Raw genomic sequence first — 14,557 nt, 5'->3', positions numbered from 1 at the left:
GCGTCTCTATGATTCACTTGGCTCATCGATATCGATACGAGTCACTCGCTGTAATCCTCTCGGCAGTAACCCACCACGACGACCACGTTCACCACGGAAGTTTTCAAGATCCGATGGTTTCAAACCAAGCTTACGTTTACCCGCGTAGATAGTCAGGGTTGCATTCTCTGGGATGGCCATCAAGTGCGATACAAACTCTTCACGCTCTTTTGCTTTCGCAGAAGGGATGTTGATGATCTTGTTACCCTTACCTTTGCTCAGTTGAGGTAGGTCTTTAATCGGGAACAACAACATACGCCCTTGGTTCGTAATCGCTAGAATCTGGTTACTGTCCAAATCAGCAATCGGGCTTGGCATCATCACTTCAGAAGACTGTGGCAAGTTCACTAACGCTTTACCGCTCTTGTTCTTCGACAGCAGATCACTGCCCTTACAAACAAAACCGTATCCGGCATCGGAACCGACTAACCAAAGCTGCTCATCCTCACCCATCACTACTTGACGGATAGAAGTTCCAGGACTGACATTCAAGCGACCTGTAATCGGCTCACCTTGGCTTCGTGCCGACGGTAATGAGTGAGACTCAAGGGAATAGCTTCGGCCATCACTGCCAAGGAACACCGCTTGTTGGTTACTCTTACCTTTAGCACTCGCTAAGAATTTATCGCCAGACTTGTAGTTCAAGCCCTCTGCGTCAACCTCATGCCCTTTCGCATGACGAATCCAACCTTTCTCAGACAGCACAACCGTGATTGGTTCACTAGGAACAAGGTCACGCTCAGTTAGCGCTTTCGCTTCTGCACGTTCAACCAATGGAGAACGACGATCGTCACCATATTTCTCGGCATCCGCTTGAATTTCTTTCTTGATCAGGGTGTTTAGACGACGCTCAGAACCCAGCAGTTTTTCAAGCTTATCGCGTTCTGCTTCAAGCTCTTCTTGCTCGGCACGAATCTTAAATTCTTCTAACTTAGCTAAGTTACGAAGTTTAATGTCTAAGATAGCGTTCGCTTGTGTCTCGGTAATATTGAAGCGGCTCATCAGCACAGGACACGGTTCGTCTTCTGTACGAATGATTTCAATCACTTCATCAATATTGAGGTAAGCAACCAACAAGCCTTCCAAGATATGTAAGCGAGCTAATACTTTGTCTAGACGGTATTGCAGACGACGGCGAACGGTTGTGCGACGGAACTCAATCCACTCTTTGAGAATTTGTACCAGACCTTTAACTTGAGGACGATTGTCTAAGCCAATCATGTTCAAGTTAACACGGAAGTTCTTCTCAAGATCTGTCGAAGCAAATAGGTGACTCATCAGTTGATCACAATCGATACGATTCGAACGAGGAACCACTACGATACGCGTTGGGTTCTCGTGATCCGACTCATCACGCAGATCGTCAACCATTGGTAGCTTCTTAGCGCGCATCTGGTTAGCGATTTGCTCAAGCAGCTTAGCGCCTGACACTTGATGAGGCAGAGCTGTGATAACAATATCAGAGCCTTCTTTATGCCAAACCGCGCGCATCTTGATGCTGCCGCGACCTGTCTTGTAGATCTTTTCGATATCCGACTTCGGAGAGATGATCTCTGCTTCTGTTGGGTAATCAGGACCTTGCACGCTTTCCATGATGTCCGATAGCTCAGATTTAGGGCTATCGATCAACTTAATAGTTGCGTCGGCAATCTCACGCACGTTGTGTGGTGGAATGTCGGTTGCCATACCTACCGCGATACCCGTAATACCGTTCAGTAGGATATGAGGTAGACGTGCTGGCAGCATTTGTGGCTCTTTCATCGTGCCATCAAAGTTTGGTTGCCATTCAACCGTGCCTTGGCCTAATTCACCCAGCAGAACTTCAGCAAACTTAGACAGTTTCGCTTCGGTATAACGCATTGCAGCGAATGATTTCGGATCATCCGGTGCCCCCCAGTTACCTTGACCATCTACCAATGGGTAGCGGTAAGAGAACGGCTGCGCCATTAGAACCATCGCTTCGTAACAAGCAGAGTCACCGTGCGGGTGATACTTACCTAGTACGTCACCAACGGTGCGTGCTGATTTTTTATATTTCGAAGCGGCAGATAAGCCAAGCTCAGACATCGCATAGATAATACGGCGCTGAACGGGCTTAAGGCCGTCACCAATATAAGGCAATGCACGATCCATGATCACGTACATTGAGTAGTTTAAATAGGCGTCTTCGGTGAACTTGCGCATTGGCAACTGTTCAACGCCATCAAATGTAATTTCGTTAGACATCCATTATACCTCGGCCATATCACCGTTAGTCTGTAGCCATGTACGGCGATCATCAGCGCGTTTTTTACCTAGCAGCATGTCCATCATCTCAAGAGTTGCTTCATTATCATCAATGGTTAATTGAACAAGGCGACGAGTGTTTGGATCCATGGTGGTTTCACGCAACTGAAGTGGGTTCATCTCACCCAGACCTTTGAATCGTTGTACGTTGATTTTGGATTTCTTCTTAGACAAACGCTCAAGCACGCCATCTTTTTCATCGTCATCCAATGCGTAGAACACCTCTTTACCGCAGTCAATACGATACAGCGGTGGCATTGCTACGTAGATATGACCCGCTTCAACTAATGCACTGAAGTGACGAGTGAATAACGCACATAGAAGCGTTGCGATGTGAAGACCATCCGAGTCCGCATCGGCAAGGATACAGATCTTACCGTAACGCAGGCCGGATAAATCGTCGTTGTCAGGGTCAATGCCCAAAGCAACAGATATATCGTGCACTTCTTGTGAAGCAAGAACTTGGTCTGCTGATACTTCCCACGTATTTAGGATCTTACCGCGCAGTGGCATTACTGCTTGGAACTCACGATCGCGAGCTTGCTTGGCAGAACCACCTGCCGAGTCCCCTTCCACGAAGAAGATTTCGGTACGGCTTAAATCTTGAACCGAACAGTCAGTTAGCTTACCCGGTAGTGCTGGGCCTGATGCGATTTTCTTACGCACAACCTTTTTGCTCGCGCGCATACGTCGGTGAGCGTTAACAATACAAGCTTCAGCCAGTTGCTCTGCCAGTTGCGGTTTCTCATTCAACCAAAGGCTGAAGGCATCTTTTACAACACCAGAAACAAACGCTGCGGTTTGACGAGAAGATAAACGCTCTTTTGTTTGACCAGCAAACTGAGGATCTTGCATCTTCACCGACAGAACGTATGAACAACGATCGAAAATGTCGTCACCCGTTAACTTTACGCCACGTGGCAGTAGATTACGGAATTCACAGAACTCACGCATTGCATCAAGCAGACCTTGGCGAAGACCGTTTACGTGTGTACCACCTTGCTTGGTCGGTACTAAGTTCACGTAACTCTCGGTGATCATATCACCGCCTTCTGGTTGCCAGATAATAGCCCAATTAGCCATTTCCGTTTCAGCAACGAATTCACCCACATAAGGCTCTTCTGGCAACAAGGTATAACCTTTCACGCCTTCAGCAAGGTAGTCTTTTAGACCATCTTCATAGAACCATTTATGCTCTTCACCACCAACTTTGTCGACAAAGGTGATTTCTAACCCCGGGCAAAGTACCGCTTTTGCTCGTAGGTTGTTGATAAGGCGAAGTGTCGAAAATTTAGGGCTGTCGAAGTATTTTGTATCAGGCCAGAAATGTACTGATGTACCGCTGTTACGATGGCCACAAGTGCCTGTTACAGTCAGTTCTGTTACTGCATGACCACCTTCAAGTGCGATCTCGTGAACCTGACCTTCTCGGCGAACGGTCACTTCAACACGTTTGGATAGTGCGTTTACAACCGAGATACCTACCCCGTGCAAACCACCAGAGAACTTGTAGTTGTTGTTTGAGAATTTACCGCCAGAGTGGAGCTTGGTTAAGATCAGCTCAACACCTGAGATCCCTTTTTCAGGGTGGATATCAACGGGCATACCACGGCCGTCATCGGTAACTTCTAACGATTGGTCTGCATGAAGCACAACTTTGATCTTCTTAGCGTGTCCCGCTAGTGCTTCATCGACCGAGTTATCAATGACTTCTTGGGCAAGGTGGTTCGGCCTTTCTGTCTCTGTATACATACCTGGGCGGTGTCGCACAGGATCGAGACCTTCAAGTACCTCGAGGTCTTTTGCATTATATTGTTCAGTCATAATACGGAGTTTACTCAAAAAGTTTGCGTCAGTTCGCGGGCTCTAGTTTCACTAAAACAAAATTATTACTATGAACCTTCATAGTAGAGCGAACGAGCGAAGTATTGGGGAATATAGTCTGGAAGCTGAGTAATGATGTCAAGCTAGTTCAAAAACTAAGACATCAAACTATGATATTTCACCATTGATAGATGAAATAACAGGCAAACAAGAGAAAATCACTCTGTTGGTGAAACAGGTTAAAGGTTTAGAAAGGTGACAATTTGCTGTGGGTAGCGCTCAAAATCAACAAAGCTATGATCACCGCCCTCTTCGACTGTTTGTGTTGCACCTTGGTACTTCTCTACCGCTTGTCGGTAATCCAGAACTTCGTCTTCCGTTTGCTGAAGCAGCCAGAAGTCGCTCGGCTTTTCGATAGCCGGCACCTCTAACGCCTTCAATTCATCAATATGCTTTGTTTCCAGTACATATCTTTCATCTGTATATGGGTTTATTTGCTCACCCAAATAATCAGCCAACAACTCATATGGCTTCACCGCAGGGTTAACCACAACCGCTTTAAAACCATAGTGACTATTAAGCCATGTTGAAAGGTAGCCACCCAACGAACTGCCGACTAATGCGATCTGGTACTGATCTTTATATTGCTCCACCAACGTTTGCAAATGAAGTGCCGCTTGCTGAGGAAAACTCGGCAGTTGAGGGGTAATCACCTTGATATCAGCGCGATGCTCCGCGCAATACTCAGTCATCACCGTCGCTTTGTGAGAACGAGATGAACTGTTAAAACCATGAATATAGAGAAGCAGAGATGGTTTTGCAGTTTGCTCGATAGGTTCAGACATCATTAGCAACCTTCATTAATAGCCAGCGGCTTCAAAATCAGGTAAGAACTGCCCGTTAGGCAAGCGACGAACTTGAGTACTCACCGTACCGTCTTGGTGCAGTTCAATCTCTCTCCAACCAGGAGATAAGGTATCTACAGCGAAGTCATCTGAGTTCGGTTTGAACTGAACACAAGTCGACGGAGTTGCCATAACTTGTACACCATGGTGCTCTCGGTTCATGTCTTGATGGACATGACCACACAACACGGCTTTCACATTGGTGTGCTGTTGAACCACATCCCAGAACTGATCAGCATCTTTCAAATTGTGTTGATCGAGCCATGCACTGCCCACTAATAACGGGTGGTGGTGCAACAAAACCAAAGTATTGCGCTCAGGGAATTCCGCCAGTTTTTGTTCTAGTAGATCAAGTTGTTGATCGCTCAGGCGACCATGTGGAACACCGACAACTTGAGAGTCCAACATCACCATCTGCCAGTTATCACCTAGCAAGACATGCTCAACGCATTGAATTTGTGGTGATGGTAAAACGCTGCCCATATTCGGCTTGAAGTCATGGTTGCCCGGAAGCCAGTAACAAGGTTTTTCTAAAGGCTGAATCCCTGACTCAAATTTCTGGTACGACTCAGCACTGTGATCTTGCGAGATATCACCTGTCGCTAAGATCGCTTGATAGTCAAAGCCCTGACTAACAATGCCATCGACTACAGCACGAAAGCTATCTTGAGTGTTGATGCTTAATAAGCTGCCATTGCTCGGCGCAAATAAATGCGTGTCCGTTAGCTGTACAAGCTTAATACTGCTCTCATCAAATTTTGAAGTGTGTGATAATTCCAAAATAACAAATCCAGATACGTTACTGTTTAGACTTTAAAGTGTTCTAAAATAGGCTCAATTAAAAGGCAATTGGGGTTCGGCTGATACCCGTTTTTAAACAAAACGTTAACCATTCCCCAAGAAATTTATTCAATTGAAATTTCTCGTCCTTTTGCAGAAGCTTAGTGTTGGGATAGTCATATTTCGCTTTGACACGCGAAAAATCCCCGCTAGCGCACACTTCTGCAACTCGAGCGTCGTGATATAGCCTGACAGACATTTTTGGCAAAGGAAACACTGGCATCGCGTCACTCTGACATATGTCTATTAATGTGGTGTATTTTGTGACCTCATTCACTGTCAATTGATACACCATATTAACGGCTTGGTAACAGCGCACGTCACCAACCTCATGCCCAACCGGTAACAAAGCGTTAAGTTTGGCATAGTTAGTCTCGTAAACTCGCATCAATTCAGCAAGATCAACATGATACGGTTTTTTGACCGCTATATTTGGCATGACGTTAATCTATCCACTCTGACTGTAATTCTTGGTAGTTCAATTGTAGCCACTGTAGCGCAATGATCGTGGCTCCATTTTCAAACACACCGTCTTTTACTAACTGATAAGCGGCTTCGCGACTCATCACTTGCACACGAATGTCTTCACCTTCGTAATCCAGTCCGTGCACCCCTTTTGCTGTCGTTGCATCAACACAGCCAACAAAAACGTCGAGCTTTTCTGAACAACCACCAGATGAAGGGTAATACGAAGTAATAGGCAACACAGATCCGACTTCGACTCCCGCTTCTTCCATCGCCTCGCGACGGGCAACGTCTTGCGGTGATTCATCGGTATCAATGATCCCGGCAACAATTTCGTATTGCCATGGGTTCTCATGTTCTAATGCGCCAATGCGAATCTGTTCGACGATCACCACTTCATCACGCACAGGATCATAAGGCAGCAAAGCGGCAGCATGACCACGCTCAAACATCTCACGCTGTATTGGTTGGCTCCAGCCACCCTCAAACAGTCTATGTTTAAATGTGTACTTAACCATTTTGAAAAAACCACGAAACAGCGTCTCTTTTGAGACTATTTCCACATCTTGCGGAGTAAACTCATGTCGTTGATTGTCATACTGTTGCATTTGGTACCTCACTAAGTGATCTTTATAGTTTACTCATTGTCCGAGTTAACTACCAAGGATAAGGTTCAACTTTTTATATAAAATTTATAATTAAAGTTAAGTTTAAAAAAATAAATATTGCACAAGTGGACAGTTAACTGTAAAAAAGTGCAAAGTTTCGAGTAAATTACCACCAAACTGGGTTAAACTCTTTTAAAGAAAATTCCATAAAAGGCAGGAATAGGAAAATGAAAAAACTGCTTCCACTATTTATCAGTGCAGCAATTGGCAGCCTGAGTTCGTCAGCTTTTGCTGATACGCTAGCTGAAGTTTACGACCAAGCAAAACAGAACGATCCACAACTTCTTCGTTCAGCAGCGCAGCGCGATGCCGCTTTTGAAGCAGTAACGTCAAGCCGTAGCTCTTTGTTACCTCAAATCAATCTAACAGCTAACTACGACATTAATCGTGGTGAACGTGATTATGACTCATCAGGCAACTCAAATATTGACAGCAATAATTGGGGTGTTGGTGTTGGCTTCAGTCAAGAGCTTTACCAACGTTCTTCTTGGATCACGCTAGATACGGCAGAGAAGACTGCTCGTCAATCTGATTCAGCTTACGCGGCAGAGCAACAAGCTTTGATCCTTCGTGTTGCGACAGCATACTTCGAAGTACTTCGCGCTCAAGATAACCTAGAGTTTGTTCGTGCAGAAAAAGCAGCGGTTGCTCGTCAACTAGAACAAACTAAGCAGCGTTTTGAAGTTGGTCTTTCAGCGATCACCGATGTACACGATGCACAAGCTCAGTACGATGGCGTTTTGGCTGATGAAGTTCTTGCAGAGAACGACCTAACGAATAGCTACGAAGGTCTACGTGAGATTACAGGTCAGGAACACTCTAACCTAAGCATCCTAGATACTGATCGATTCTCAGCAAGCAAATCATCAGAAACAGCTGCAGCGCTAGTTGAACAAGCTCAACAGAAAAACCTAAGCCTATTGGCATCGCGTATTTCTCAAGATATCGCTAAAGATAACATCTCTCTAGCAAGCTCTGGGCACCTTCCTAGCCTAACATTAGACGGTAGCTACGCATTTGCAGGTCAAACTGATACCGCCAATACTCCAACAGGAAACGGCGACTACGATCAAGACAACCTAAACATTGGTTTGAACTTAGTTGTACCTCTATACACGGGTGGTAACACAACTTCTTTGACTAAACAGGCTGAATACAACTACGTTGCAGCAAGTGAAGATCTAGAAGCGACTTACCGTAGCGTTGTGAAAGACGTACGTGCATTCAACAACAACATCAGTGCTTCGATTGGTGCTCTACGCGCTTACGAACAATCTGTAGTGTCTGCTCAGTCTGCTCTAGAAGCAACAGAAGCTGGTTTTGATGTTGGTACTCGTACGATTGTTGACGTACTAGACTCGACTCGTCGTCTATACGATGCGAACAAAAACCTTTCAGATGCTCGTTACAACTACATCCTAAGTGTACTTCAGCTTCGCCAAGCGGTTGGTACGCTAAGCGAACAAGACATTGTTGATGTAAACGCAGGTTTAAAAGTAGCAAGCAAGTAATTCAGAATAGCTTACGTTACAGTTACAAAAATGCCGCTCATTGAGCGGCATTTTTATTGTCTATTCAAAAGCTAACATAGAAGCTAAAAGACCGAAGGTTAGCCTCGGCCGCCTTTGATCGCTTTAATGATTTCAGTAGTAGAACAACCGTCTTCAAAGTTAAGCACTTTGACTTCCCCGCCAGCAGCAATGACTTCCGCTCCACCCGCTATCTCTTCAGGTTTGTAATCGCCACCTTTCACTAAAATGCTTGGCAGCACTTCAGAGATCAAACGTTGAGGCGTATCCTCAGAAAACGGAACAACCCAATCAACTGCACCTAAACCAGCCAGAACCGCCATACGACGATCGGTAGGATTCACAGGACGACCTGGGCCTTTTAAGCGTTTCACTGAATCATCAGTATTCACTGCAACAATCAAACGATCGCCTAATTCAGCAGCGTGGTTCATGTAAGAAACATGCCCCGCATGCAGAATATCAAAGCAGCCATTAGTCATAACCACTTTCTCGCCTTTGGCACGAGCACGCTTCACCGCTTCAACTAGTGCTGCTTCAGAGATAACACCGTAATCTGTATCTTGGCTACCGTGAATCGCTTCCGCTAATTCAATCGTAGACAGTGTTGATGTACCTAGCTTACCGACAACCACACCAGCAGCCGCATTCGCTAATGCACACGCTTCATCCAGTGGTTTACCAGCGGCAACAGAAGCGGCAAGGACAGAGATAACCGTATCGCCAGCACCCGTCACGTCATACACTTCTTTCGCTTGAGTCGGCAAATGGAATGGTGCCTGACCTTTACGCAGTAGCGTCATACCATGCTCACTACGAGTCACTAACAAAGCTTCGAAGTCATACTTCTCAATCAAAGCGATGCCTTTCTCGATAAGGTCTTCTTCTGATTTAACCTTACCAGCCACCAGCTCGAACTCTGCCATGTTTGGCGTAAGCAGAGTCGCACCACGATAACGTTCTAAATCAGCACCTTTCGGATCAATAAATACAGGAACGTTGGCCGCGCGCGCTTTTTGAATAAAGCTCTGCACATGCTCCAACGCACCTTTCGCGTAATCTGACAGGATTACAGAGCGAACATTAGGAAGCGCTTGTTCCATGCGAGACAAAACCAGTTCAGGATCTGTGTTTTCAAATTTGTCTTCAAAATCAAGACGGATCAACTGTTGACCACGGCTCATCACTCGCAGTTTAGTGATCGTTGGATAGTCTTCTAGCTCAACGAAATCACACTTAACCTTAAGTGCGCCCAAGGTATTTTTTAACACCTCGGCAGGTTCATCTTTACCAGTTAAACCAACAACATGAGCATGACCACCAAGAGAGGCAATGTTCATTGCAACGTTGGCGGCACCACCAGGGCGCTCTTCGTTATTTTCTACTTTTACAACGGGTACAGGTGCTTCTGGTGAAATACGGCCAGTTGGACCATACCAGTAACGATCAAGCATGACGTCACCGACAATAAGAACACCTGATTGGCTGTAGTCAGGTAGAATTGGTTTCATTGTTGAACTCCAAAAATCGAATCTGGCTAGAGTCTAGCACACTGATTACAGTGGCTAAACCATATAAAAATCAGTAAAACCTATCTCGATAGGCACTGTGATAGATAAGCAAAAGACAACTTATGCTTCCATCCACTGCTTCCAAGCTTGAACTACATGTTCTCTTTCCATTTCGAACTTATCAATCGCCACATCCGCATCTAGGTTGAGTAGATTGCGATGATGAATTTCATCCCTTAGAGTTGTATAGGCGTTGATCAATGCCATGCCTTGTTGCTCGTCCATGATTCCTTGTGACAATAGGCTTTCAAAGATTCGTACATTGTCACACCAACGAGTCAGCTTAGGCTTCTCATTGCTGTATCGCAGTACTAAATATTGCGCCAAGAACTCAACATCGGTAATACCACCTGCATCTTGTTTAAGCATGAATCTATCAGCTTTTTTACCACCAAGATGACCGCGCATTTTTTCACGCATATCCACAACAGACTTTTTAAGCGTCGCTTCATCACGAGCTAAACACAGCACCTCATGACGTGTTTTATTGAACGCAGACGCTAACAGGTCATCACCATAAATCATACGTGCACGAGTCAGAGCTTGATGCTCCCATGTCCACGCGTCATTATGCTGGTACTCATCAAAGGCATCGGTTGGACTTACCAACAAACCCGAAGCACCCGATGGACGCAAGCGAGTATCGACTTCATATAGGATTCCCGACGCGGTTCTGGTCGAGAAAATATGAATAATACGCTGAGCCAACCTCAGATAAAATTGGCGTCCATCGATCTCTTTCTTACCATCAGTATAGATGTGTACCGGACAGTCGTGCATAAACACAATGTCTAGGTCTGAGTTGTAGCCAAGCTCCCAGCCACCGACTTTGCCGTAACCAACAACCGCAAAACCGCGACCTTCGCGATCTTTAACATGGGTTGGTTCACCGAATTTCGCTGACACCTGTAGCCAAGCTTGGTTAACACCTGCTTCAACAATTGCCTCTGCCAAGTAAGTAAGATGATCGCTGACCTTCATCACAGGTAGTACACCCGCAATATCCGCCGCAGCAATTCTCAAGATGCAGGTCTGTTTGAACTGACGCAGACCTTCCATCTGTTGTTCCATGTCGTCTTCAGGAATGCGAGCAAGATAATCACGCAGTTCCGTCTTATAAGACTCCAAAGGCACTGGATTATAGAGTTGCTGAGGGTCGATAAGTTCATCTAATAGAATGGGGTAGCGACCAAGCTGCTCCGAGATCATTGGGCTTGCTGTACATAAGCGAACTAACTGAGTCAGCGCTGCTGGGTGTTCATCCAATAGCTCAAGGTAAGTGGTACGCGTCATTATTTTTTGCAGTAAATGTAGCACTCGCGACAAACCAAAATCGGCGTCTTTATTCGTATATAAAGCTTGAAATACTTTAGGCATTAATCGATTCAGGACTTCCCGCCCACGAGGGCCTAAAGTCTTCTTCGCCAAGTCCGCTTTAAACTGGATGATGGTTTTCGCCGCCTCTGGTGGGTTGGCGATAGCAATGTCATGTTCCAATACATGCTCAATAACGTCCGGCTTATGCGCCATATCCCACAATTCACTAAAGTGACTCGCGATAGGGTTCGCGTCTTCTTCATCAACCCCTATTAGGTCTTCAAACACGGTGTGTACATTGGCCATGTGAGCGCGAGTTGTGGTAATCAAACTATCCCAATCAGGAAACTGCATCGCGACGGCGAGCTGCAGTTGTTCGAACTCCCCATCAGGCAAGGTTTGAGTTTGTTTATCAGCCATCGCTTGCAGTAGGTTTTCAAGACGACGTAAAAATAGGTAAGCATCACGTAGGTGACCCACCTCTTCTGTTTCTAGTAAATGCAGTGACTCGATAGCCGTTAGGGTTTCCAGCAAACCTCGGCCACGGAGGCTTGGTTCACGCCCACCACGAATCAATTGGAAGACTTGCGCGATAAACTCTACTTCGCGAATACCACCAGAACCCAGCTTGATGTTGTTTGATAAACCACGACGGCGTACTTCGCTGCTGATCATTGACTTCATACGACGCAAAGATTGAATCGCACTGAAATCGATATAACGTCGGAAGACAAACGGGCGCAGCATCTGGCGAAGCTCTTGATATTCAGGGTACATTTCGCTACCCATCACTCGCGCTTTGACCATCGCATAGCGCTCCCAATCTCGCCCCTGCTCTTGGTAGTAATCTTCCAGTGCTGCGTAGCTCATCACCAATGGACCACTCTCACCAAATGGACGCAGGCGCATGTCGACGCGATAACAGAAGCCGTCAAAGGTTTGTTGATCCAGCGCCTTGATAATGCGTTGCCCTAAACGCGTGAAGAACTGCGCATTCGCTATGCTGCGTCTCGCACCTTGGGTTTCACCGTTCTCAGGATAGGTAAAAATCAGGTCGATATCAGAAGAAAAATTAAGCTCACCGCCACCTAGCTTACCCATGCCAATGATCAGCATCGGCTGCACTTCACCCTGTTCATTGCATGGTGTGCCCCACTCTTTACAACAAATATCATACTGCCATTGATAGGTCTCGAAGATCATCGCCTCAGCCAACATCGATAGATGATTTAGGCTTTGCTCTAACTCCCAAGAGCTCATGAAGTCACGCCACGCAATATAGGTCATTTCTCTGTTGCGGAATTGGCGCAACACATGCTGGCCACTCATCTCATCAGCGCAACCCGAAAGTAACTCTGCCAATCGTCCACGATACCCTTCTGCACGTTCTTCGCATGCCAACATCTCCGGTAAGGTCGTAGATAAGATCGTGTCGCGTTGTAAACAATCACCCACAAAACAGCTCAAGCCTAATACACGTTTGAGATCTTCAATAAGTGGCTCAGACCAAGTACTAATGGCTTCACTTTGATGCTCTAGCAATTGCTCAAAAGCAGACTGTGAGTGAGTGACGAGTTGAGAAGGCAATGGCATGTTTCTTCCTTGTATAAGCTGCGCGACGAACGTTCGGGTTATCAGTTCGAGTCTTCAATAGCGAGTTTTAAAACTAAAGCTAAGTTATACCAAAGTTACGCCAATAAAAAACGCCCACATTAGCAATGTGGGCGTTTTATCGGTTAACTTATCGACCTAGGCCTTTCTCTCTAGAAAACAAGCTCTAGCAATCAGGATTTAGAGCTTAAGGCTTATACCTTGAATTGCTTGATCTTACCGTCGAGTTCTTGCGCGTTGCTTTCCATAAGCTGAGAAGTTTCTAGAAGCTCGCCAACAACGACAACAGAGGCTTCAACCAGCTCACGAACATTGGTTAGGTTAACACTCATCTCTTCAGCAACGCTGCTCTGTTGGCCTGCTGCTGTTGCGATTTGGAAGTTCATGTCATTGATTTGGTTTACTTGGCTTACGATACCATCCAACTCCGAACCCGCATTGGTCACCAGATCCACACCTTCAGCCGCTTCCACAACACTCTTTTCCATCAGCTCTACAGCCGAATTCGCACTGGTTTGTAGGTGGCTGATCATGTCTTGAATTTCTACCGTCGCTTGTTGCGTACGTTGTGCAAGGTTACGAACCTCATCAGCAACCACCGCAAAACCACGACCGGCTTCACCAGCACGAGCCGCTTCAATAGCTGCGTTCAGTGCCAATAAGTTAGTTTGTTCTGAAATGCCTTGGATAGTGCCTACAACGCTGCCGATTGAATCAACGCGCTCTTCAACTTGGTTAACAGCTGCCGCTGATGCTGCGATATCTGAAGACAATTCACTCATCTTAGACACAGAACCCTGAACGAACTTCTGCCCCGTCAACGCTTGACCTGATGCCTGCTCTGTTAGAGAAGAAGCACTTTGTGCGTGTTCAGCCACCGTTTGAACCGTAGAGGTCATCTCGCTCATTGCCGTTGCCAGCTGATCGATCTCGTTGAACTCTTCTTGAGCCGACTCTTTGGTTTCTGACATGCTAATTGTCATCACTTCTGTCAAAGCAAACAGTTCATCTGAGGATGCAACCTGAGCTTTAACCATGTCGTGCAGTTGCACTCGTGTTTTCTCAAGCTCGCGTGCCACGTCGCCGTATTCGTCTTTACAATCCATGTGAATTGGCACTGACAGATTCTTGTCTGCCATGGTTTTGATTGCATCATTTAGGTATTGAGTTTGGCGCAGCATCACTCGCGCCGCTGCTAATAGAAGAACCACAAACACAATGATCATCAAGGCTGTTTGCCAAACCACTTGAACTAGGTAGCTCTCGTAATGCTGCTGTGCAACTTGCGCATTGTTCGTTACTGCAAGCAATGAATCGTAAAACGTGCTCGCGTCCCATAGCTGCTTCGAAATGATCAAGATAGTGCTGAATATCATCAGCATGACCATTTTTGGAACGAGACGAACGTCAGAGATTACCCTTTCCCACGGCTTGAATGACAGTTTAGTCATTGTCAGTTCTCCATTAACTCTTATATATTGATGGCTTCTATATCCGCGAGA

Annotated in this window: 10 protein-coding genes; 1 reads left to right on the top strand and 9 read right to left on the bottom strand. The window is 45.9% G+C overall.

Annotation, left to right across the window (positions count from 1 at the left end; genetic code table 11):
- Nucleotides 1-6: 6 nt before the first annotated feature.
- From parC to nudF, 6 genes are all read right to left on the bottom strand, one after another.
- Nucleotides 7-2,265: a DNA topoisomerase IV subunit A gene (parC, locus tag L1D22_RS12715; RefSeq protein ID WP_239830077.1), complete on the bottom strand. Its 2,259-nt coding sequence runs from the start codon at nt 2,263-2,265 to the stop codon at nt 7-9.
- 3 nt (nt 2,266-2,268) lie between these two features.
- A complete protein-coding gene (gene parE, locus L1D22_RS12710) occupies nt 2,269-4,149 on the bottom strand; it encodes a DNA topoisomerase IV subunit B (protein WP_239830076.1) in 1,881 nt (626 codons plus the stop codon).
- Between the two features lie 239 nt (nt 4,150-4,388).
- Nucleotides 4,389-4,994, bottom strand: a complete 606-nt coding sequence (gene yqiA / locus L1D22_RS12705; RefSeq protein WP_239830075.1) for an esterase YqiA — start codon at nt 4,992-4,994, stop codon at nt 4,389-4,391.
- A gap of 15 nt (nt 4,995-5,009) precedes the next feature.
- Complete coding sequence (gene cpdA / locus L1D22_RS12700) at nt 5,010-5,834, bottom strand: 3',5'-cyclic-AMP phosphodiesterase (protein WP_239830074.1); 825 nt, start codon at nt 5,832-5,834, stop codon at nt 5,010-5,012.
- 58 nt (nt 5,835-5,892) lie between these two features.
- Nucleotides 5,893-6,333, bottom strand: a complete 441-nt coding sequence (locus tag L1D22_RS12695) for a DUF1249 family protein (RefSeq protein WP_008222561.1) — start codon at nt 6,331-6,333, stop codon at nt 5,893-5,895.
- Nucleotides 6,334-6,337: 4 nt separating this feature from the next.
- The gene (nudF, locus tag L1D22_RS12690; RefSeq protein ID WP_239830073.1) at nt 6,338-6,967 is read right to left on the bottom strand and encodes an ADP-ribose diphosphatase; all 630 of its coding nucleotides are present in this window, start codon (nt 6,965-6,967) and stop codon (nt 6,338-6,340) included.
- A gap of 227 nt (nt 6,968-7,194) precedes the next feature.
- Here nudF and tolC point away from each other — a divergent pair, with 227 nt between their 5' ends.
- Complete coding sequence (gene tolC, locus L1D22_RS12685) at nt 7,195-8,538, top strand: outer membrane channel protein TolC (RefSeq protein WP_239830072.1); 1,344 nt, start codon at nt 7,195-7,197, stop codon at nt 8,536-8,538.
- A gap of 98 nt (nt 8,539-8,636) precedes the next feature.
- On the opposite strand, the gene hldE is transcribed toward tolC, so the two are convergent.
- From hldE to L1D22_RS12670, 3 genes are all read right to left on the bottom strand, one after another.
- Complete coding sequence (hldE, locus tag L1D22_RS12680; protein WP_176680887.1) at nt 8,637-10,067, bottom strand: bifunctional D-glycero-beta-D-manno-heptose-7-phosphate kinase/D-glycero-beta-D-manno-heptose 1-phosphate adenylyltransferase HldE; 1,431 nt, start codon at nt 10,065-10,067, stop codon at nt 8,637-8,639.
- Nucleotides 10,068-10,187: 120 nt separating this feature from the next.
- Entirely contained in the window at nt 10,188-13,037 is a 2,850-nt protein-coding gene (glnE, locus tag L1D22_RS12675; RefSeq protein WP_239830071.1) for a bifunctional [glutamate--ammonia ligase]-adenylyl-L-tyrosine phosphorylase/[glutamate--ammonia-ligase] adenylyltransferase, read from the bottom strand.
- 212 nt (nt 13,038-13,249) lie between these two features.
- Nucleotides 13,250-14,506 (bottom strand): methyl-accepting chemotaxis protein, encoded by a 1,257-nt coding sequence (locus tag L1D22_RS12670; RefSeq protein WP_239830070.1) that lies wholly within the window; start codon nt 14,504-14,506, stop codon nt 13,250-13,252.
- Nucleotides 14,507-14,557: the final 51 nt, after the last annotated feature.

It is taken from the genome of Vibrio sp. Isolate34, from assembly GCF_022397915.1.
Taxonomy (GTDB): Bacteria; Pseudomonadota; Gammaproteobacteria; order Enterobacterales; family Vibrionaceae; genus Vibrio.
The sequence above is the reverse complement of the archived record's forward strand: the minus strand, read 5'-3'. Positions and strand labels throughout refer to the sequence as shown.